This is a genomic window from Streptomyces sp. P6-2-1 (assembly GCF_050613165.1).
Classification (GTDB): Bacteria; Actinomycetota; Actinomycetes; order Streptomycetales; family Streptomycetaceae; genus Streptomyces.
In genome coordinates this window covers 1937755-1958902 of sequence record NZ_CP192513.1, presented here as the reverse complement: position 1 = coordinate 1958902, position 21148 = coordinate 1937755, and the positions used below count along the sequence as shown (strand labels likewise).

Below are 21148 nucleotides of genomic sequence, written 5' to 3'. Positions count from 1 at the left end.
AGCCGCCCCCTGAGCGGCCCAAACCGCCCGTCGCCCGTCGCGCATGGGACGATGGGTCCCTACATATCCGACCGACTGCCCGAAGCCCGAGCCAGAGGCGGCCGGCCGCTCCCGTGCCGGACGCCTCAAGAATCAGGACCCCGCGTGCCCGCGACCCCTCTCCATGTGCCCGAGCCGAGCCGTACCGACCCGGCGCTGATCAGGAATTTCTGCATCATCGCGCACATCGACCACGGCAAGTCCACGCTCGCCGACCGGATGCTCCAGCTGACCGGGGTGGTGGAGCAGCGGCAGATGCGCGCCCAGTACCTCGACCGCATGGACATCGAGCGGGAGCGCGGCATCACGATCAAGTCGCAGGCCGTGCGGCTGCCCTGGGCCCCCACCGAGGGCGAGGGCCAGGGCAGCACCCACATCCTCAACATGATCGACACCCCCGGCCACGTCGACTTCACCTACGAGGTCTCGCGCTCGCTCGCCGCGTGCGAGGGCACGATCCTCCTCGTCGACGCGGCGCAGGGCATCGAGGCGCAGACCCTCGCCAACCTCTACCTGGCGATGGAGAACGACCTCACGATCATCCCGGTCCTCAACAAGATCGACCTCCCGGCCGCGCAGCCCGAGAAGTTCTCCGAGGAGCTGGCCAACCTCATCGGGTGCCAGCCGGAGGACGTGCTCAAGGTCTCCGCGAAGACCGGCGTGGGTGTCGAGGCGCTGCTCGACCAGGTCGTCGCGCAGATCCCGGCCCCAGTCGGGGTCGCGGACGCCCCGGCCCGCGCGATGATCTTCGACTCGGTGTACGACTCGTACCGCGGTGTCGTCACGTACGTACGTGTCGTGGACGGCCAGCTCAACAAGCGCGAGCGCATCCGCATGATGTCGACCGGGGCGACCCACGAACTGCTCGAAATCGGTACGAATTCGCCCGAGATGCTCTCCGCCGACGGTCTCGGTGTCGGCGAGGTCGGGTACCTGATCACGGGCGTGAAGGACGTGCGGCAGTCCAAGGTCGGTGACACGATCACCAGCCAGTCCAAGGGCGCCGAGGAGGCGCTCGGGGGCTACAAGGACCCGAAGCCGATGGTCTTCTCGGGCCTCTACCCGCTCGACGGCTCGGACTATCCCGAGCTGCGTGACGCGCTCGACAAGCTCCAGCTCAACGACGCCGCGCTCGTCTACGAGCCCGAGACCTCCGCCGCGCTCGGCTTCGGCTTCCGTGTCGGCTTCCTCGGCCTGCTCCACCTCGATGTCATCCGTGAGCGTCTTGAGCGTGAGTTCGGTCTCGACCTGATCGCGACCGCGCCCAACGTGGTCTATCGCGTGATCATGGAGGACGGCACCGAGCACATCGTCACCAACCCGAGCGAGTTCCCCGAGGGGAAGATCGACGAGGTCTACGAGCCGGTCGTGCGGGCCACGATCCTCGCGCCGAGCGAGTTCATCGGCTCGATCATGGAGCTGTGCCAGGGCCGGCGCGGCGTCCTGCTCGGGATGGACTACCTCTCCGAGGACCGCGTCGAGATCCGCTACACGCTGCCGCTCGCGGAGATCGTCTTCGACTTCTTCGACCAGCTCAAGTCCAAGACGCGCGGCTACGCCTCGCTCGACTACGAGCCCACGGGCGAGCAGACCGCGCAGCTCGTCAAGGTCGACATCCTGCTGCACGGCGACAAGGTGGACGCCTTCTCGGCGATCACGCACCGCGACGCCGCGTACGCCTATGGCGTGCGGCTCGTCGCCAAGCTCAGGGAACTCATCCCGCGCCAGGCCTTCGAGGTCCCCGTCCAGGCCGCGATCGGCTCCCGGGTCATCGCCCGCGAGACGATCCGGGCGATCCGCAAGGACGTCCTCGCCAAGTGCTACGGCGGTGACATCTCCCGCAAGAGGAAGCTCCTGGAGAAGCAGAAGGAGGGGAAGAAGCGCATGAAGATGGTGGGGTCCGTGGAGGTTCCGCAGGAAGCCTTCATCGCCGTCCTCTCCAGCGACGAGCCGAGCGGCAAGAAGAAGTAGCCGCGAACGCCCGCCCTCCGGCGGGACGGTCTCCGGACCGGTTCCGGCCCCGACGGGCCCCGTACGCCTTGTGGCGCGGGGCCCGTCGTCGTACGGGGGTGTCCCCTGCGGGTGCGGGGCCGGCCGGTTCCGTACGGGGGCGCGCTCGCCCGGCGCGTACCGGAAGCCTGGCGCGGGGCGCCGCGTACCGGAAGCCCCTGCCAGGCGCCCTCTACCGGAAGCGGGGCCGGGACGGAAGAGGCGGGAGGGACGGATGTCGTGAACAGAGCGGGTGTCAGGCCCTTACGCGCAGGCGAGGCTCGTTCTACTCTGATCACCATCCATTAGTTACTCGCCAGTTAAACAACGCGCAGAAAACGCTCAGCACACGTCTCGAACCATTCACTACCAGTCGCACGCAGAGTCGCGGGCCCGGAGGATGTCGTGAGCGACACACAGACCATGATCGAGAACCGACCGCCCTCCGTGGCGCACCTCTTCCTGGAGCGCGTCGCAGCGACCCCGGACGCGGAGGCGTACCGCTACCCGGTGCCGCCCGCCTCCGGTGAGGGGCCCTCGGACTGGGCCTCGCTGAGCTGGGCGCAGGCCGCCGAGGGCGTCGAGCGGATCGCGGCGGGGCTCATCGCGCTCGGCATCGAGCCCGAGCAGCGCGTCGCGCTCGCGGCCGCGACCCGTGTCGAATGGATTCTCATCGACCTCGGCATCATGTGCGCGGGCGCCGCGACGACGACCGTGTACCCCTCGACGAACACGAAGGAGTCGGCGTTCATCCTCGCCGACTCCGACAGCCGTGTGGTCTTCGCCGAGGACGCGACGCAGCTCGCGAAGGTACGCGAGAACCGCGCCGAGCTTCCCGCGCTGCACCACGTCGTCGTCCTCGACGAGGAGGGTGTCACGGCGGACGCCGAGGACCCCGACGGCTGGCTGCTGACCCTCGCCGAGCTGGAGGAGCGGGGCAAGGAGCACCTCGCCGCGCATCCCGGCGCGATCAAGGAGCGCATCGAGGCGATCACGAAGGACCAGCTCGCGACGCTGATCTACACCTCGGGTACGACGGGCCGTCCCAAGGGCGTACGCCTGCCGCACGAGGCGTGGTCGTACATGGCCAAAGCGATCAAGGCGACGGGGATGGTCCTCGAAGAGGACGTCCAGTACCTGTGGCTGCCGCTCGCGCACGTCTTCGGCAAGGTCCTCACCTCCGGGCACATCGAGGTCGGGCACGTCACCGCCGTCGACGGCCGCGTGGACCAGATCATCGTGAACCTGCCCGTGGTCAGGCCCACCTACATGGCCGCCGTGCCCCGCATCTTCGAGAAGGTCTACAACGGGGTCGCGGCGAAGGCGCGCGAGGGCGGCGAGGCGAAGTACAAGATCTTCCAGTGGGCCGCCGGGATCGCCCGCGAGTACGCGAAGACCTCGCAGGACAACTTCCGCCGCACGGGGACCGCGACCGTTCCCCTCGGCCTGCGCACGAAGCACGCCCTCGCCGACAAGCTCGTCTACGGCAAGATCCGCGAGGCGATGGGCGGCAGGCTGCGTGCCGCGATCTCCGGTTCCGCCGCGCTCGCCCCCGAGATCGGCTTCTTCTTCGCGGGAGCCGGGGTGCACATCCTGGAGGGCTACGGGCTCACCGAGTCGAGCGCGGCCTCCTTCGTGAACCCGGGCGAGGCGTACCGCACGGGAACGGTCGGCAAGCCGCTGCCCGGTACCGAGGTGCGGATCGCCGAGGACGGCGAGATCCTGCTGCGCGGCCCCGGCATCATGGCCGGTTACCACGGGCTGCCCGAGAAGACCGCCGAGGTCCTGGAACCGGACGGCTGGTTCCACACGGGTGACATCGGAGAGCTGTCCGTGGACGGCTACCTGCGGATCACCGACCGCAAGAAGGACATCATCAAGACGTCCGGGGGCAAGTACATCGCCCCGGCCGAGGTCGAGGGCCAGTTCAAGGCCATCTGTCCCTACGTCTCGAACATCCTCGTCCACGGCGGCGACCGGAACTTCTGCTCCGCGCTCATCTCGCTCGACGAGGAGGCGCTGCTCGGCTGGGCGAAGGAGAACGGGCTCGACGGCAAGCCGTACGAGGAGATCGTGGCCGACCCGAAGACCGTGGAGATGGTGGACGGGTACGTGCGGGAGCTGAACGAGGGGCTTCAGCGCTGGGAGACCCTGAAGAAGTTCCGGCTGCTGCCGAGGGACCTCGACATCGAGCACGGCGAGCTGACGCCGAGCCTCAAGATCAAGCGTCCTGTGGTCGAGCGGGAGTACGGGTATTTGCTGGACGAGATGTACGCCGGCTCTCGCGAGGCGTGACGAGAGGGGGTGCCCTCTCCGTGGAGGGCACCCCTGGGCGGGGCGGGTCCCTGGGCGGGGTGAATCCCTGGGCGGTCGGGTCCCCTGGGCGGGGCGGGCCTCGGGAATTCGGGGGTGGTCTCGGGGGGCCTCTGGGGCCGGGGCGCGCGGAGTCGCTGCGGCGCGCGTGCGTGGCGAAACGATTCGCTGCATCCTCGTCCTATGAACTCCTCCTCCGCGCCCGTCGTCGTCCATCCCCCTGGAAGCGATGGGGGGCGGCGGGTGCAGGTCGACGGGGAGGTGCTCGGCGTGGCGTACGGGATGAGCGATCTCGTGGAGTTCCTGCGGCGCGCCGGGCTGGAGGATGCCGACCAGGCAATCGCCGCCGACGAGGGGTTCGTCGAGTGGCGCGGGGAGGGGCCCGGGGAGTGGATCGCCTAGCGGGAGGACACCCTCCGGAGGCTCACGCTCGGTGATGGGGCGGGGCCTGGGACAATGGGTCCATGCCTTCCGCACTTCCCGACGGTGAGCCCGTGCCCGAGAACGGGGCGCTTCCGGCGCAGGCCCTGGACGGGGCCGCCGGGCGCCCGCTCGGCTTCTACCTGCACGTCCCCTACTGCGCCAGCCGCTGCGGGTACTGCGACTTCAACACATACACGGCGACCGAGCTGCGCGGTACGGGCGGGGTGCTCGCCTCGCGCGACAACTACGCGGACACGCTCGCGCAGGAGATCCGCCTCGCGCGCGAGGTCCTCGGCGAGGACCCGCGTCCGGCCCGTACGGTCTTCTTCGGCGGCGGTACGCCCACGCTGCTTCCCGCCGCCGACCTCGTACGGATGCTCGCCGCCGTACGGGACGAGTTCGGCCTCGCGCCCGACGCCGAGGTGACGACCGAGGCGAACCCGGAGTCCGTCGACCCGGCGTACCTCGAAACCCTCCGTGAGGGCGGTTTCAACCGGATCTCCTTCGGGATGCAGAGCGCCAAGCCGCACGTCCTGCGCGTCCTCGACCGCAACCACACCCCCGGCCGCCCCGAAGCCTGCGTCGCCGAAGCGCGCGCGGCCGGGTTCGAGCACGTCAATCTCGACCTCATCTATGGCACCCCCGGCGAGAGCGACGCGGACTGGCGCGCCTCGCTCGAAGCGGCGATCGGCGCGGGGCCCGACCACGTCTCCGCGTACGCGCTCATCGTCGAGGAGGGGACCGGGCTCGCCCGGCGCATCCGGCGCGGCGAGATCCCGATGACCGACGACGACGAGCACGCCGACCGCTACCTCATCGCCGACGAACTCCTCGCGAAGGCCGGTTTCACCTGGTACGAGGTCTCCAACTGGGCGACGAGCGACCCCGCCCGCTGCCTGCACAACGAGCTGTACTGGCGCGGCGCCGACTGGTGGGGCGCGGGTCCCGGGGCCCACAGCCACGTCGGCGGCGTCCGCTGGTGGAACGTGAAGCACCCCGGCGCCTACGCCGCCGCGCTCGCCGAGGGCCGCTCGCCGGGCGCGGGCCGTGAACTCCTCAGCGCCGAGGACCGCCGCGTCGAGCGCGTCCTCCTGGAGCTGCGGCTGAGCGAGGGCTGTCCTCTCGACCTCCTCCGCCCGGCAGGGCGCGAAGCGGCGGCGCGTCACCTCGACGGCGGACTCCTCGATTCCGAGGCGTACGGGAAGGGGGCGGCCGTGCTCACGCTGCGGGGGCGGCTGCTCGCGGACGCGGTGGTGCGGGACCTCGTGGACTGAGCGATCCGCCGGTCGGTGTACGGGTGTGCGCTGACCGGTCGTCAGTATTTGGTGTACAAGTGTGCGCTGACCGGCCGTCAGTGTTCGGTGTACAAGTGTGCGCGTATGCGGGCGAGTGTCCCCGCGTTCTCGGTGAACAGGTGTGCACTCATTCCTGCCGCCTCCGCCGCGGCGATGTTCGGCGGCGCGTCGTCCACGAAGAGGCAGTCGCGCGGCCGTGCCCCCAACGCCTCGCACACGGCCGCGAAGGCGCGCGGGTCGGGTTTGGCGAGACCGGTCTCGTGCGAGTACGAGACGTGCTCGACCAGCGTGTCGAAGCCGTACCGCGCGGACTCGCGCTCGCGCGCCCCGACGAAGCTGTTGCTCAGGATGCCGAGACGGCAGCGGCCGCGCAGGCCCCGGACGAAGCCGATCAGTTCGGTGTTGGGGGTCCCGAGGTACTCCGCCCACAGCTCGGCCATGAAGGCGTCGCGTCCGGCGGCGTCGAGCCCGAGTCGCGCCGCGACCCGCTCCCGTACCTCCTCCTCGCCGATCCGTCCGACAGCGCCCGCCTCCCACACGTCCGCCATACGCGCCTCCATCGCCCCGGGCGCCAGCCCGAGCCGCTCCTCCCAGCGCGCCACCCACCCCGTCGCGGGTGTGTACTCCAGGACGCCACCGATGTCGAGCACGAGCGCTTTCACGCGAGTGTTCCTCCCTCCGGACGGGGCGACGGTCGGCCCCTTCGTGCGAGCAGGCTGGGGTCTGCCCCTGGGGGAAGGTCAACGGCGGGGGCCGAGGGCGCCGGAGCGAGCACGCGCCCGCGTGCCGCCTCGTTCGGATGGTGCGGGACCAAAGCCCCTGCCGAGACCGGGATCGGCTCCCCGTGCGGAATCCCGGCCTCCCGCATCGGACGAGCGAGCCCCGGCCCGGCCCGGAGCGCGCTGTCTCCTCCTCGTCGAGCCCTCCGACGAGGGTGACGAGGCCGACGACGGGGTCGAGCGGGACGGGGAGTTCGGGCAGGCCGTGCCGCTCGCCACGCTCGGGGACGTGGAGAGCGGGACAGACGAGTTCGGGACGCCGCCGCCCGTGCGACCGCACCGGCGGCCCTGAGGGGCGGTCAGGTCTGCTCGGGGGCCGTCACGAAGTCGATCAGTTCCTCCACGCGGCCGAGCAGTTCCGGTGCGAGGTCCTTGTACGAGTGGACGCGGGACAGGATGTGCTGCCAGGCCGCGCCCGTGTTCTCCGGCCAGCCGAGGGCGCGGCAGACGCCTGTCTTCCAGTCCTGCCCGCGCGGGACGCGGGGCCAGGCCGCGATACCGACCGAGGACGGTTTCACCGCCTCCCAGACGTCGATGTACGGGTGTCCCACGACCAGCGCGTGCGGGCTCGCGACCTCCGCCGCGATCCGCGCCTCCTTCGAGCCCGGCACCAAGTGGTCGACCAGGACGCCGAGCCGCGCGTCGGGGCCCGGCGCGAACTCCTCGACGATCGCGGGGAGATCGTCGACACCCTCCAGGTACTCGACCACGACCCCCTCGATCCGCAGGTCGTCGCCCCACACCCGCTCCACCAGCTCCGCGTCGTGCCGCCCCTCCACGTAGATCCGCCCCGCCCGTGCCACGCGCGCCCGTGCGCCGGGGACGGCGAGGGAGCCCGAAGCGGTACGCGAGGGGGCCGCCGCAGTCGCCGCGGCGGGCCGTACGAGCGTGACGGCGCGGCCCTCCAGGAGGAAACCGCCCTCCGTGAGCGGGAAGACCCGTGTCTTGCCGAAACGGTCCTCCAGCGAGACGACGAGCCCCTGCGCCGACTTCTCCCAGCCGGTCACCGCGCCGCAGAAGCCGCTCGTCACCTCCTCCACGACGAGGTCCCGCTCCAGCGGCACCTGAGGGACGGTCCGCCGCTTCTTCCAGGGCGGGGTGAGGTCGGGGGAGTACGCGCGCATTCCTAGGACGATAGGAACGTACCGCCGTCCGGGCGACCACGACACGCCGTACGGGCCGGCCGCGCCCCGCACGACACGCCGACGCGGCCCCGCGCCCGCGGCCCGCTCACGAGACGCCGAACCGCCGCGCGAGCGCCGCGCGCTGACGCCGTACGAACGCCGCGTCCACGAGGCCGCCGTGCCCCGGCACGTACACCGCTTCCTCGCCGCCCAGCGCGAGCAGCCGGTCCAGGGCCCCGGGCCACCGTGCGGGGGCCGCGTCGGGCCCCGCCTGCGGCTCGCCCGATTCCTCCACGAGATCCCCGCAGAAGACCACCGTCCGCTCGCCCGGTACCACGAGCACGAGGTCATGGCCCGAGTGCCCGGCGCCGAGGTTCGCGAGCAGCACGCGCCGCCCGCCGCCCAGATCGAGCGGGTACGCGTCGCTCACCGCCAGATCCGGGGCCCGGAGCAGTGCGGTGGCCCGGCGCGCTTCCGCCGCGTCGAGCCCGTGCCGCACCGCGTCCTCGTACAGCTCCGCGCGGCCGGACTCCGTACCGAGAAGCGACTGCGCACCGGCCGCCGCGCAGGTCGTCACCGCGGGCCCCGACTCCGTGAAGGCGGGCGCGCCGAGCACGTGGTCGAAGTGCGGGTGCGTGAATGCGAGATGCGTCACGTGCCCGGTCCCGCCGATGAGGCGCCCGGCCGCCGCGCGCAGTGCCGCGCCCTGGGCGGTGCTCGCGCCAGGGTCCACGAGGAGTGCCGCGCCCTCACCCCGTACGAGCCCCGCCGAGCAGTCCCAGCCGGGCAGCCGCAGCCGCGCCACCCCCTGCGCCGGGTGCTCCCAGTCCGGCAGTTCGGTCAGGTTCATCGCGTTCCTCGCTCGTCGGTGGCAGCCCGCTGGCAGCTCGTCGGCAGCCTGGCGGCGGCTCAATGGCAGCCCGGTGCCACCCGGCGGCAGTCCGGTGCCACCCGGTGCCACCCGGTGCCACCCGGTGCCACCCGGTGGCAGTCCGCTGGCGGCTCATGCCGGTCCGGCGGTCATCGGTGGCAAGTCTCTGCCAGTCGCTGTCCGCTCCGCCACATCCCTGCCGTCCCCGCCGGCACCCTGCCCCGTTCCGTCCCGCTCACCCCGGTACGAGCCCCGCGCGCGCGTGGTCGGCTGCCGGTGAAGTGCCACAAAGCGCTGCCCGGCCTTGCCCGGGGCCCACCGTACGGCCGTACACTGGCCGGGGAAGTTCTGGCACTCAGACAGGGCGAGTGCCAGGCCCGGACCGGAGGTTCCGGCCGGGGGCCAGGGAGGTGGCGGCGTGCTCAGCGAACGCAGACTCGAAGTCCTGCGCGCCATCGTCCAGGACTACGTCGGCACCGAGGAGCCGGTCGGCTCCAAGGCGCTCACGGAGCGGCACAGGCTCGGCGTCTCGCCGGCCACCGTGCGCAACGACATGGCGGCCCTGGAGGACGAGGGATACATCGCCCAGCCGCACACCAGCGCGGGCCGTATCCCGACCGACAAGGGCTACCGCCTCTTCGTCGACAAGCTCGCCGACATCAAGCCGATGACCGCGCCCGAGCGCCGCGCCATCCAGAGTTTCCTGGACAGCGCGGTCGACCTCGACGACGTCGTGACCCGTACCGTACGGCTGCTCGCGCAGCTCACGCGGCAGGTCGCCGTCGTGCAGTACCCCTCGCTGACGCGCTCCACCGTGCGGCACGTCGAGCTGCTCTCGATGAGTCCCGCGCGCGTCATGCTCGTGCTGATCACCGACACGGGCCGGGTCGAGCAGCGGATGATCGACTGCCCGGCGCCCTTCGGCGAGACCTCCGTCGCCGATCTGCGGGCCCGGCTCAACAGCCGGATCTCGGGCCGTCGCTTCGCCGACGTGCCCCAGCTCGTCCAGGATCTGCCCGACTCCTTCGAGCAGGAGGACCGCGGCACGGTCGCCGTCGTCCTGTCCACGCTGCTCGAAACGGTCGTCGAGGAGACCGAGGAACGGCTCATGATCGGCGGTACGGCGAACCTCGCGCGGTACGGGCAGGACTTCCCCCTCATGATCCGTCCGGTGCTCGAAGCGCTGGAGGAGCAGGTGGTGCTCCTGCGGCTGCTCGGCGAGGTCAACGACCCGCGGATGGCCGTCCGGATCGGTCATGAGAACGCCTACGAGGGGCTCAACTCCACCTCGGTGGTGTCGGTCGGTTACGGTTCGGGCGGCGAGGCAGTCGCCAAGCTCGGCGTGGTCGGACCGACCCGCATGGACTACCCCGGAACGATGGGAGCGGTACGCGCAGTGGCTCGTTACGTCGGACAGATCCTGGCGGAGTCGTAAGTGGCCACGGACTACTACGCCGTACTCGGCGTGCGCCGCGACGCCTCCCCGGACGAGATCAAGAAGGCCTTTCGCCGGCTGGCCAGGGAACTCCACCCTGACGTCAACCCCGATCCGAAGACCCAGGAGCGGTTCAAGGAGATCAACGCCGCCTACGAGGTGCTCTCGGACCCGCAGAAGAAGCAGGTCTACGACCTCGGCGGCGACCCGCTCTCGCAGTCGGCCGGCGCGGGCGCGGCCGGTGGCGGCTTCGGCGGCGCGGGCTTCGGGAACTTCTCGGACATCATGGACGCCTTCTTCGGTACGTCCCAGCAGCGCGGCCCGCGCTCGCGGACCCGCCGGGGCCAGGACGCCATGATCCGCCTGGAGATCGACCTCAACGAGGCGGCCTTCGGCACCACGAAGGAAATCCAGGTCGACACCGCGATCGTCTGCTCGACCTGCAACGGCGAGGGCGCGGCTCCGGGCACCTCGGCGCAGACCTGCGACATGTGTCGCGGGCGCGGTGAGGTCTCGCAGGTCACGCGGTCCTTCCTGGGCCAGGTCATGACCTCGCGGCCGTGCCCGCAGTGCCAGGGCTTCGGCACGATCGTGCCGAACCCGTGCCCCGAGTGCGCCGGTGACGGCCGCATCCGCTCGCGGCGCACGCTCACCGTGAAGATCCCCGCCGGGGTCGACAACGGCACGCGCATCCAGCTCGCGGGCGAGGGCGAGGTCGGCCCTGGCGGCGGTCCCGCCGGTGACCTCTACGTCGAGATCCACGAGACGGCCCACTCCGTCTTCCAGCGGCGCGGCGACGACCTGCACTGCACGGTGACGATCCCGATGACGGCCGCGGCGCTCGGCACGAAGGTGCCGCTCGACACGCTCGACGGGACCGAGGACGTCGATATCAGGCCGGGCACGCAGTCGGGCCAGTCCGTGCCGCTGCACGGGCGCGGGGTCACGCATCTGCGCGGGGGCGGGCGCGGTGACCTCATCGTGCACGTGGAAGTGCAGACGCCGGGGAAGCTCGACGCGGAGCAGGAGCGCCTGCTGCGGGAGCTGGCGAAGCTCAGGAACGAGGAGCGGCCCACGGGCCAGTTCCAGCCGGGGCAGCAGGGGCTCTTCTCGCGGCTCAAGGACGCGTTCAACGGGCGGAGCTGACGCGCTCGGCGGGGGCGGGGCAGCGGTGTGGCCGCCCCGGACCGGGGCGGGCCTTTCGGGGCTCCGCCCCGGACCCGCTCTCGGACCCCGCGGCTCCCGCGCCGCGGGGCTCGGCGACGGGGTCCAGCGAACGCGGCTGCCGCGGCTCGTGGGACCATTCCGGGATGTCCTCTGTGTTCGGCGAGTTGTTGCGCCATCCTGTCGTGCAGGCTCCGATGGCCGGGGGCGCCTCGTGTCCTGAGCTGGCGGCCGCTGTCTCCGACGCAGGGGGGCTCGGCTTTCTCGCCGGTGGGTACAAGAGCGCCCAGGCGGTACGGGACGAGGCGCGGCGGACCCGGGAGCTGACCGGGCGGCCCTTCGGGGTGAACCTCTTCCTGCCCCAGCCGGAGGCGCGGGCCGGAGCCGTCGACGCGTACGCGGACGGGCTCGCGGGGGAGAGCGCCCGGTACGGGGTCCCGCTCGGGGACCTTCCCGACGGCGCGCTCGACGACTTCTTCGACGCGAAGGTCGCCGTCCTGCTCGCGGAGCCCGTCGCCGTCGTCTCGTTCACCTTCGGCTGCCCCAGCCGCGACGTGCTCGACGCCTTCCAGCGTGTCGGCACGCTCACCGTCGTCACCGTGACCACGCCCGAGGAGGCGCGCGCCGCGCAGTGGGCGGGGGCCGACGCGCTGTGCGTGCAGGGTGTCGAGGCCGGGGGCCACCAGGGCACCCACCACGACGACCCCGCGGGCGACGGCTGCGGGCTCGGGCTGCTCAGCCTGCTCGAACAGGTCCGTCACACCGTGCCGTTGCCGTTCCTCGCGGCGGGCGGGCTCATGCGCGGGACGCAGATCGCGGCCGTGCTCGCGGCGGGGGCCGAGGCCGCTCAGCTCGGCACCGCCTTCCTGCCGTGCCCCGAGTCCGGCGCGCACCCCGTGCACAAGGCCGCGCTGACCAGTCCGCACTTCACGCGTACGACGCTCACACGGGCCTTCTCGGGGCGTCCCGCGCGCGGGCTCGTCAACCGTTTCGTACGGGCGCACTCGGCAGCGGCTCCGGCCGCCTACCCGCAGGTGCACCATCTCACCGCCGGGCTGCGGCGGGCAGCGGCGGGCGCCGGGGACGCGGACGGCATGGCACTCTGGGCCGGGCAGGGGCACCGCCTGGCCCGTACCCTCGCCGCCGGGCGCCTCGTCGAGACGCTGGCCGCCGAGACGCGCGCGGCGCTCACACCGTTGGCGCGCTGAGGGCGGTGTGCTGAGGGCGGCCTGCCGAGCGGCGGCCGCTGAAGCCCGTACGTACCTCATCCCGTATCGCCGAAAGGACCCGCATGACCGCCCCCGTTTTCCTCGCTCCCCGGCTCGCCGCAGAGGCCGTGCCCGGCGGGGTCTTCGTCCTGGACGGGCCCGAGGGGCGGCACGCGGTCTCGGTGAAGCGCTTGCGGGCCGGTGAGGAGGTCGTGCTCAGTGACGGTGCGGGGCGGTGGGCGCCGTGCGTCGTGACGGCGGCAGAGGGCAAGGACCGGCTGAGCGTCGAGGTGGGTGAGCTGCGCGAGGAGCCCGTGCCGAGTCCGCGGCTCGTCGTGGTCCAGGCGCTGCCCAAGGGGGACAGGGGGGAACTCGCCGTCGAGACGATGACCGAGACGGGCGTCGACGCGATCGTGCCGTGGCAGGCGGCGCGGTGTGTCACGCAGTGGCGCGGCGACCGGGGCGCGAAGTCCCTCGCCAAGTGGCGGGCGACCGCGCGCGAGGCGGGCAAGCAGTCCCGCCGCCCCCGCTTCCCCGAGGTCGCGGAGGCCGTCTCCACGAAGGAGGCCGCGGCCCTCCTCGCTCGCGCGGCGCTCGCCGTCGTCCTCCACGAGGACGCGGGGGCCGCGAGCACCCCGCTCGCCACGCTGCCGCTCCCGCCGAGCGGCGACATCGTCCTCGTCGTCGGCCCCGAGGGCGGCGTCGCCCCCGAGGAGATCGCGACCTTCACGGCGGCGGGCGCCCACGTCTGCCGCCTGGGCCCCTCGGTCCTCCGCACCTCGACGGCGGGCACGGCGGCGGTGGCGCTGCTTTCGGGGCGGACGGGGCGGTGGGGGTAGGGCCGGGGCGGCTCGCGGGGGCGGACGGGGGGGACGCGGTGGCGGGAGCAGAGCCGGGATCGGGCGGCCGGGGCAGGGGACAGCCCTGAGTTCCCGGCGCGCCCCGCACGGGTGGGGCACCGGGGCCGGGGCGTTGGACGGGACACGGGGCACCGGCCGGGGCGGGCCTCGGCCGGAGCGGGGCTGGGCCGGAGCGGGGCTGGGCGCCTGAGGCGCCGGTTTCCCGGTTTCCGGTTTCTGGTCTCCCGGTCTCCCGGTCTCCCGGTCTCCCGGCCTTGCGGTTCGGGGCGGTGGGCGGGTGACTTCGCTGAGGGAGGAACTTTCGGGCGGGCATGGTGTATTGGGGTGCGGGGGCCAAGCATGGGGGGATGATCCGCGCTTCTTCGCAGGGCCTTTCGTTCGATTCCGCCGCCGTCAGTTATGCCGCGCACCGTCCCTCCTATCCCTCCGCTCTCCTTGACGCCGTCGAGGAGCTTGCCGGGCTCTCGCTCGCCGGGGCGCGGGTGGCCGATGTCGGGGCCGGGACCGGGCTCGGGACGCGGGGGCTGGTGGAGCGGGGGGCGCGGGTGGTGGGCGTGGAGCCGGGCGAAGGGATGGCGGCTCAGTTCCGGGCCGGGTTGCCCGGGGTGCCGCTCGTGCGCGGGGACGGGAATGCCCTGCCTCTCGTTTCCTCCTCTCTCGACGTGGTCACCTACGCCCAGTCCTGGCACTGGACCGATCCGCGCCGCTCTGTTTCCGAGGCGTGGCGGGTGCTGCGGGCAGGGGGCGCGCTCGCGGTGTGGTGGAACGACTCGGACGGCTCCGTCCCGTGGGTCGCCGCGCAGGACCTCCGGCTGCGGCGGCTCTTCGGGGGCGGCGAGGGCGCGTACGACCCCGCGGCGCGCTTTCGGCGGCTTCCGGACGAACTGCCCTTCGTGCGGCGGCAGGTGCGGTGGAGCAGGGAGGTCTCGCTCGACGCGCACCTCGCCAACCTCGCCACGTACTCCGACTTCCTCGTCCTCGGCAGGGAGGGGACGGATCGCTTCCTCGCGAAGGAGAGGGAGATCCTGGCAGGGGTCTTTCCCGAAGGGGCCGTCCAGGAGGACTACGTCGTCAGCCTCGCCGTCGCCGTCCGGTGAGCGCCGCCGTCCGGTGAGCGCCGCCGCGCCCTCAGTCCGCCAGGGACGCCGGGACCCAGTCCCGTACCGCTATCTCCAGGAGCACCCGGCGCTCTCCGGGACGGGCCGGTATCGCCGGGTCCCAGCCGTACTTGGCGAGGAAGGACTCGCGTACCCGGGCAGGGAAACCGGCGCGGTGCAGGCGGGCGTCGCCCTCGGCGACCAGGGGTTCGGGGCCGTCCAGGGCGAGCGTGGCCCGCGGCCGGCGCTCCAGCAGGCGCACCAGGGTGCCGCCCGCGGCCGCGCCGATCCACCACACGCCTTCGAGGAAGACGAACCATGTGGCGCGCACGAGGGGCGGTCCGTCCGCGCGCGCGGCGCACAGCCACACGGTCCGCGCCACGCGCAGCCGTTCCTGAGCCGGGGTGTTCTCCGTCGTCGTCACGACATCAATCCCAACCCCTGCGAGGCCCGCACGGAAGCCTTCCGCGCAGATCTGTGGATAACTCCGTGTGATCAATAATTCCGCTCACTCGAACGAGTAACGGCTGTCGCGACTTCGGCCGAGTTGTCCACAGCTTGCCCGGCGGGCCCTGTCCACGCTCCCTGACCGTGCTTAGGGTGGCTCTTGTGACACAGCCTGCCTACCTACGGTTTCCGCACATTCATGGCGAGTTGATCGCCTTCACCGCCGAGGACGACGTCTGGATCGCCCCGCTCGACGGAGGGCGTGCCTGGCGCGTCAGCGCCGACAACGTTCCCGTTCAGCACCCGCGGATATCTCCCGACGGCGCCACGGTCGCCTGGACCTCCAAGCGCGAGGGTGCCCCCGAGGTCTTCGTCGCGCCCCTGGAGGGCGGCCCCGCCCGCCGCCTCACCTACTGGGGCAGCAACAAGACGGCCGTACGCGGCTGGACACCCGAGGGCGAGGTCGTGGCCATCACCACCCACGGTGAGGCCTCCATCCGCCGCTCCTGGGCGCACGCGCTCCCGCTCGACGGATCAGCCTCCCGCCGCCTCCCGTACGGACCCGTGGGCGGCCTCGCCTTCGAGCCCGGCGGCGAGCGCGTCCTGCTCGGCACGGCCACGAGCCGCGAGGCCGCGTGGTGGAAGCGCTACCGGGGCGGCACCGCGGGGAAGTTGTGGCTCGGCCCCGACACCGAGGGCGCCTGGCACCGCGTGCACGCCGACCTCGACGGGCAGATCGAGGACCCGCTCTGGGTGGGTGGACGCATCGCCTTCCTCTCCGACCACGAGGGCGTCGGCGCGCTCTACTCCTCGCTCCCCGACGGCAGCGAGCTGCGCCGCCACTCGCCGGTCGACGCCGACGGTTTCTACGCGCGCCATGCCGCTACCGACGGCACCCGCGTCGTGTGGTCGAGCGCGGGGCGGCTGTGGCTGCTCGACGACCTGGACGGCGCCGAACCGCGCCCGCTCGACATCGAACTCGGCGGCCAGCGCGTCGACCTCCAGCCCTTCGCCATCTCCGCGTCCCGCTGGCTGTCCGCCGCCCGCCCCGACCACACCGGACGCGGCAGCGCCGTCCTGGTGCGCGGCGCCGTGCACTGGGTGACGCACCGCGACGGGCCCGCCCGCGTCCTCGCGGGCGAGCAGGGGGTACGGGCCAGGCTGCCGCGTACCTTCCGGCTCGACGGCGAGGAGTGGGTCGCCTGGGTGACGGACGCCGAGGGCGAGGACGCCATCGAGTTCGCGCCCGCCACGGGGACGGCACCGGGCACGGCCCCGCGCCGTATCGCGCGCGGCAAGCTCGGCCGCGTCCTGTCCTTCACGGTCGCGCCCGACGGCGAGCGCCTCGGCGTCGCGAGCCACGACGGACGGGTGCTGCTCGTGGAGCGGTCGTCCGGCGAGGTGCGCGAGGTCGACCGCAGCGAGGACGGGGACGCGAGCGGGCTCGTCTTCTCGCCCGACTCCACGTGGCTCGCCTGGTCCCACCCGGGGCTGCCCCCGCTGCGCCAGCTCAAAATCGCGCACGTGTCGGACCTCGCCCCCGTCGAGGCGACCCCGCTGCGGTTCAAGGACTACAGCCCCGTGTTCACGCCGGACGGCAAGCACCTCGCGTTCCTCTCGGACCGGGCCTTCGACCCGCTGTACGACGCGCACAACTTCGATCTCGCCTTCATCGGCACGACCCGCCCGCACCTCATCACGCTCGCCGCGACGACCCCCTCGCCCTTCGGCCCGCAGCGGCACGGCAAGCCCTTCGAGGCACCGGACAAGGAGGGCACCCCGGAGGGCGGTGGCGAGGGCGGCGGCCCGCAGACCCGTATCGACGTGGACGGGCTCGCCGACCGGATCGTGCCCTTCCCCGTGGAAGCCGGCGAGTACTCCTCGCTCCAGGCCGCCAAGGACGGCGTGCTCTGGCTCAGCCACCCGGTCTCGGGCGTGCTCGGCACCTCGGGCGCGGGCCCCGACGACGAGGGCGCCAAGACGAGCCTGCTGCGCTGGGACTTCCCGCAGCAGCGCGTCGAGGAACTCTCGGGCGACGTCCACACGTACACGGTCACGGGCGACGGCAAGCGCGTCCTGCTCCGGGGCGGCGACAAGCTGCGCGTCGTGCCGAGCGACCGCCGCGCTCCGGGCGACGACGACCACGAGAACAACGTCACCGTCGATCTCGGGCGCATCCGTCAGGTCGTCGACCCCGCCGCCGAGTGGCGGCAGATGTACGACGAGACGGGCCGTCTCATGCGGGACAACTTCTGGCGTCCCGACATGAGCGGCATCGACTGGGGCGGCGTCCTCGACCGCTACCGCCCCGTCCTGGAGCGCGTCGCGACCCATGACGACCTCGTGGACCTGCTGTGGGAGGTCCAGGCGGAACTCGGCACCTCGCACGCGTACGTCACCCCGCACGGGCACACGCCCGGTGCCCTGCGCGCCGGGCTGCTCGGCGCGGACATCTCCCGGCACGAGGACGGGCAGTGGCGCATCGACCGCGTCCTGCCCTCCGAGACCTCCGACCCGCACGCCCGCTCCCCGCTCGCGGGTCCGGGTATCGCGGTACGGGCGGGGGACGCGCTCCTCGCGGTCGGCGGTCGCCCCGTGGACCCGCTGACCGGACCCGCGCCGCTCCTCGCGGGGACGGCGGGGCACGTCACCGAGCTGACCATCGGCCCCGCCGACGGCGGCGAGCCACGGCACGTCGTCGTGGAGCCGCTGCGCGACGAGGAGGCCCTGCGGTACCACGACTGGGTCGCCGACCGCCGCGCCTACGTGCACGAGAAGTCCGGCGGGCGGCTCGGCTACCTGCACGTGCCGGACATGATCGGCTCGGGCTGGGCCCAGCTCCACCGTGATCTGCGCGTCGAGATCGCCAAGGAAGGGCTCGTCGTCGACGTGCGCGAGAACCGGGGCGGGCACACCTCCCAGCTCGTCATCGAGAAGCTCGCCCGGCGCATCGTCGGCTGGGACGTGTCGCGCGGCATGCGCCCCACCAGCTACCCGGAGGCGGCCCCGCGCGGACCCGTCGTCGCGGTGGCCAACGAGTTCTCCGGCTCGGACGGCGACATCGTCAACGCGGCGATCCAGGCCCTGAAGATCGGGCCCGTCGTCGGGACGAGGACGTGGGGCGGGGTCATCGGCATCGACAACCGCTACGGGCTCGTGGACGGGACGTCCGTGACGCAGCCCAAGTACGCGTTCTGGTTCGAGACGGTCGGCTGGGGCGTCGAGAACCACGGGGTCGACCCGGACGTCGAGGTCGTCGTGGCGCCGCAGCAGTACGCGGCGGGGGAGGACCCGCAGCTCGACGAGGCCGTGCGCTTGGCGCTGGCCGGGCTGGAGGAGACACCGGCGAAGACCGCTCCTGCTCTCCCGGGGGGTGACGGGCAGTAGGTGACCCGGACCGGGGCGGGCCTCAAGGGGCTCCGCCCCGGGCCCCGGTTGTGTGCGGTGGGGCTCCGAGACCCTGGTTTCGGGGCTCCACCCCGAGCCCCGCCCCGGCCCCGCTCCTCAAGCGCCGAAGGGCTGGACCGGTGGGCCGGGCCGGTGGGCCGGGCCGGTGGGCTGGGCCGGTGGGCTCGGACGTCGGTGGGGCGGGCCGGGTCGGTCGGCCCGGTGGGGTTCCGCGTGGCCGTTACGATGCCTTCAGCATCGTCGTCCCTCCGAGAGGAGCCTCCTTCATGGCCGGTGAGCCGCAGGCGGATTGTCTGTTCTGCAAGATCGTGGCGGGGGAGGTGCCGGCGACCGTCGTACGGGAGGACGCGCACACCTTCGCGTTCCGCGACATAAACCCGCAGGCGCCCACGCATGTGCTCGTCGTGCCCAAGGCGCACTACCCCAACGCCGCCGCGCTCGCCGCCGATCCGGGGCTCAGTGCCGCCGTCCTCGCCGCGGCGGGTGAGGTCGCCACGCAGGAGAAGGTCGACGAGTCCGGGTACCGGATCGTGTTCAACACCGGTGCGGGCGCGGGGCAGACCGTCTTCCACGTGCACGCGCACGTCCTCGGGGGCCGTGGCCTCCAGTGGCCCCCCGGATAGGGCGGGGCGATGGCCGGGCGTGAGCTTGTCGTTCTCGGGACCGCGAGTCAGCTGCCCACCCGACGGCGCGGGCACAACGGTTATGTCCTGCGCTGGGACGGGGAGGCTTTCCTCTTCGACCCCGGTGAGGGCACGCAGCGGCAGATGACCCATGCCGGGATCTCCGCGACGGCCCTGCACCGCCTCTGCGTCACCCACTTCCACGGGGACCACTCGCTCGGCCTGGCCGGGGTGATCCAGCGGATCAACCTCGACCGGGTCCCGCACCCGGTGTACGCGCACTACCCGGCGAGCGGCGAGGAGTACTTCCGGCGGCTGCGGTACGCGACCGCGTACTACGAGAGCGTCGGGATCACGCCCGTCCCCGTGCACGAGGAGGGCGTGCTCGTCACGACCCCCGCCTACACCCTGGAGACGCGGCGGCTCAGCCATCCCGTCGAGTCCTTCGGCTACCGGCTCACCGAGCCCGACGGGGTGCGGATGCGGCCCGGGGCGCTCGCGGCGCGCGGTATCGAGGGGCCGGACGTGGGGCGGCTGCGGCGCGAGGGCGAGTTGCGCGGGGTACGGCTCGAAGAGGTCAGCGAGGTGCGGCGCGGGCAGCGCTTCGCCTTCGTCATGGACACCCGTATGTGCCGGGGCGCCCAGGAGCTGGCCGAGGGCTGCGACCTGCTCGTCGTCGAGTCCACCTTCGCCGACGAGGACGCCGCACTCGCCGAGGAGCACGGGCATCTCACCGCAGGACAGGCCGCCGCGCTCGCCCGCGACGCCGGGGTGCGCCACCTCGTCCTGACGCACTTCTCGCAGCGGTACGAGGACCCCGCCGTCTTCGGGCGGCAGGCCCGCGCCGCCGGTTACGAGGGCGGCCTCACCGTGGCCGAGGACTTCGACCGGGTCCCCGTACCGCCGCGCCGCTGAACCGGCGGGGGCCGGGGCCGGGGGACGGGGGCGGGGGACGGGGGCCACAGGCCCGTTGGGCTCCCGGCGGACGTGGTCCACGCCACGCCTCAGGTACCTGTGATTCCCGTAGAATTCTCGGATGCCCACTTCCGTACCCATCCCCAAGGCCGAGCTTCACCTTCACATCGAAGGGACCCTCGAACCGGAGCTTGCCTTCGCGCTCGCCGCTCGCAACGGGGTCACGCTCAGCCATGACGACACCCTCGCGCTGCGCAGCGCCTTCGCCTTCCAGGACCTCCAGTCCTTCCTGGACCTCTACTACGAGCTGATGGCGGTCCTGTGCACCGAGCGTGACTTCGAGGAGCTGGCGGACGCGTATCTGGAGCGGGCGGCCGCGCAGGGGGTGCGGCACGCGGAGATCTTCTTCGACCCGCAGGCCCACACCTCGCGCGGAGTGCCGTTCAGGACCGTCGTCGAGGGGCTCGGGCGGGCGCTCGACCGGTCGGTGGAGCGGCACGGGATCTCCACCCGGCTCATCATGTGCTTCCTGCGCGATCAGCCCGTCGCCTCCGCGCTCGCGACGCTCGCCGAGGCCGAGCCGTACCTCGACCGGATCACCGGGGTGGGCCTCGACTCGGCCGAGCTGGGCAACCCGCCCGGCCCCTTCCGCGAGGTCTACGAGCGGGCTGCCGCACTCGGTCTGCACCGGGTCGCGCACGCGGGTGAGGAGGGCGGTCCGGAGTACGTCACCGAGGCGCTCGACGCGCTCGGCGTGGAGCGCGTCGACCACGGGCGCCGTGTCCTGGAGGACCCCGCGCTCGTCGCGCGGCTCGTGCGCGAACAGATCCCGCTGACGCTGTGCCCGCTCTCGAACGTGCGGCTGCGCGGTATCGACACGATGGAGCGGCACCCGCTGCGGGACATGCTCGAAGCGGGCCTGAAGTGCACCGTCAACTCGGACGACCCCTCGTACTTCGGCGGCTACGCGCAGGACAACTTCGACGCGGTCCGCACCGCGCTCGGCCTCACCGATGACCAGGAGCGCGCCCTCGCCCGCAACTCCTTCGAGGCCGCTTTCCTGGACGACGACGAGGAACTGCGCGCGCGGTACCTGAGGGCGGTCGAGGAGCACCGCTTCCAGGGCTGAAGGCGAGGGGCCGCGGCGGGAGTACGGGG

General features: G+C 72.6%; 17 protein-coding genes. 13 read left to right on the top strand and 4 right to left on the bottom strand.

Annotated features, from left to right (window positions below; genetic code table 11):
- Positions 1-144 precede the first annotated feature (144 nt).
- The 4 genes from lepA (at position 145) to hemW (ending at position 6038) form a co-directional block, all read left to right on the top strand.
- A complete protein-coding gene (lepA, locus tag ACQYWQ_RS08610; RefSeq protein ID WP_431033481.1) occupies positions 145-2010 on the top strand; it encodes a translation elongation factor 4 in 1866 nt (621 codons plus the stop codon).
- A 423-nt stretch (positions 2011-2433) separates the two neighbouring features.
- On the top strand, positions 2434-4323 hold the full coding sequence (locus tag ACQYWQ_RS08605; protein WP_431033478.1) for an AMP-dependent synthetase/ligase: 1890 nt from the start codon (positions 2434-2436) through the stop codon (positions 4321-4323).
- 201 nt (positions 4324-4524) lie between these two features.
- A complete protein-coding gene (locus ACQYWQ_RS08600) occupies positions 4525-4743 on the top strand; it encodes a hypothetical protein (RefSeq protein ID WP_431033476.1) in 219 nt (72 codons plus the stop codon).
- A 62-nt stretch (positions 4744-4805) separates the two neighbouring features.
- Entirely contained in the window at positions 4806-6038 is a 1233-nt protein-coding gene (gene hemW, locus ACQYWQ_RS08595; RefSeq protein WP_431033474.1) for a radical SAM family heme chaperone HemW, read from the top strand.
- Positions 6039-6115: 77 nt separating this feature from the next.
- Here hemW and ACQYWQ_RS08590 read toward each other — a convergent pair whose 3' ends face one another.
- The 3 genes from ACQYWQ_RS08590 to ACQYWQ_RS08580 form a co-directional block, all read right to left on the bottom strand.
- Entirely contained in the window at positions 6116-6721 is a 606-nt protein-coding gene (locus tag ACQYWQ_RS08590; protein ID WP_431033471.1) for an HAD family hydrolase, read from the bottom strand.
- Between the two features lie 416 nt (positions 6722-7137).
- Positions 7138-7962: a DUF3097 domain-containing protein gene (locus ACQYWQ_RS08585; protein ID WP_431033469.1), complete on the bottom strand. Its 825-nt coding sequence runs from the start codon at positions 7960-7962 to the stop codon at positions 7138-7140.
- 106 nt (positions 7963-8068) lie between these two features.
- Positions 8069-8812, bottom strand: coding sequence for an MBL fold metallo-hydrolase (locus ACQYWQ_RS08580; protein WP_431033467.1), 744 nt, complete (start codon positions 8810-8812; stop codon positions 8069-8071).
- Positions 8813-9251: 439 nt separating this feature from the next.
- Between ACQYWQ_RS08580 and hrcA the strand changes: the two genes are divergently transcribed.
- The 5 genes from hrcA (at position 9252) to ACQYWQ_RS08555 (ending at position 14597) form a co-directional block, all read left to right on the top strand.
- Positions 9252-10268, top strand: a complete 1017-nt coding sequence (hrcA, locus tag ACQYWQ_RS08575; protein WP_431033465.1) for a heat-inducible transcriptional repressor HrcA — start codon at positions 9252-9254, stop codon at positions 10266-10268.
- Positions 10269-11414, top strand: coding sequence for a molecular chaperone DnaJ (gene dnaJ, locus ACQYWQ_RS08570; RefSeq protein WP_431033463.1), 1146 nt, complete (start codon positions 10269-10271; stop codon positions 11412-11414).
- Positions 11415-11578: 164 nt separating this feature from the next.
- The gene (locus tag ACQYWQ_RS08565) at positions 11579-12640 is read left to right on the top strand and encodes a nitronate monooxygenase (protein ID WP_431033461.1); all 1062 of its coding nucleotides are present in this window, start codon (positions 11579-11581) and stop codon (positions 12638-12640) included.
- An 83-nt stretch (positions 12641-12723) separates the two neighbouring features.
- Positions 12724-13479 (top strand): 16S rRNA (uracil(1498)-N(3))-methyltransferase, encoded by a 756-nt coding sequence (locus ACQYWQ_RS08560; protein WP_431033459.1) that lies wholly within the window; start codon positions 12724-12726, stop codon positions 13477-13479.
- A gap of 368 nt (positions 13480-13847) precedes the next feature.
- Positions 13848-14597 carry a class I SAM-dependent methyltransferase gene (locus tag ACQYWQ_RS08555; protein WP_431033457.1) on the top strand — a complete coding sequence of 250 codons (750 nt, stop codon included), beginning with the start codon at positions 13848-13850 and terminating at the stop codon, positions 14595-14597.
- A gap of 31 nt (positions 14598-14628) precedes the next feature.
- On the opposite strand, the gene ACQYWQ_RS08550 is transcribed toward ACQYWQ_RS08555, so the two are convergent.
- Positions 14629-15021 (bottom strand): pyridoxamine 5'-phosphate oxidase family protein, encoded by a 393-nt coding sequence (locus ACQYWQ_RS08550; protein ID WP_431033455.1) that lies wholly within the window; start codon positions 15019-15021, stop codon positions 14629-14631.
- Between the two features lie 185 nt (positions 15022-15206).
- On the opposite strand from ACQYWQ_RS08550, the gene ACQYWQ_RS08545 reads away from it, so the two are divergent.
- The 4 genes from ACQYWQ_RS08545 to ACQYWQ_RS08530 all read left to right on the top strand — a co-directional run bounded on the left by ACQYWQ_RS08545 (position 15207) and on the right by ACQYWQ_RS08530 (position 21119).
- A complete protein-coding gene (locus tag ACQYWQ_RS08545) occupies positions 15207-18431 on the top strand; it encodes a S41 family peptidase (protein ID WP_431033453.1) in 3225 nt (1074 codons plus the stop codon).
- Positions 18432-18718: 287 nt separating this feature from the next.
- Positions 18719-19075 (top strand): histidine triad nucleotide-binding protein, encoded by a 357-nt coding sequence (locus ACQYWQ_RS08540; protein ID WP_431033451.1) that lies wholly within the window; start codon positions 18719-18721, stop codon positions 19073-19075.
- Positions 19076-19084: 9 nt separating this feature from the next.
- Entirely contained in the window at positions 19085-19990 is a 906-nt protein-coding gene (locus ACQYWQ_RS08535) for a ribonuclease Z (RefSeq protein ID WP_431033449.1), read from the top strand.
- Between the two features lie 121 nt (positions 19991-20111).
- Positions 20112-21119 (top strand): adenosine deaminase, encoded by a 1008-nt coding sequence (locus ACQYWQ_RS08530; RefSeq protein ID WP_431033447.1) that lies wholly within the window; start codon positions 20112-20114, stop codon positions 21117-21119.
- Positions 21120-21148 lie beyond the last annotated feature (29 nt).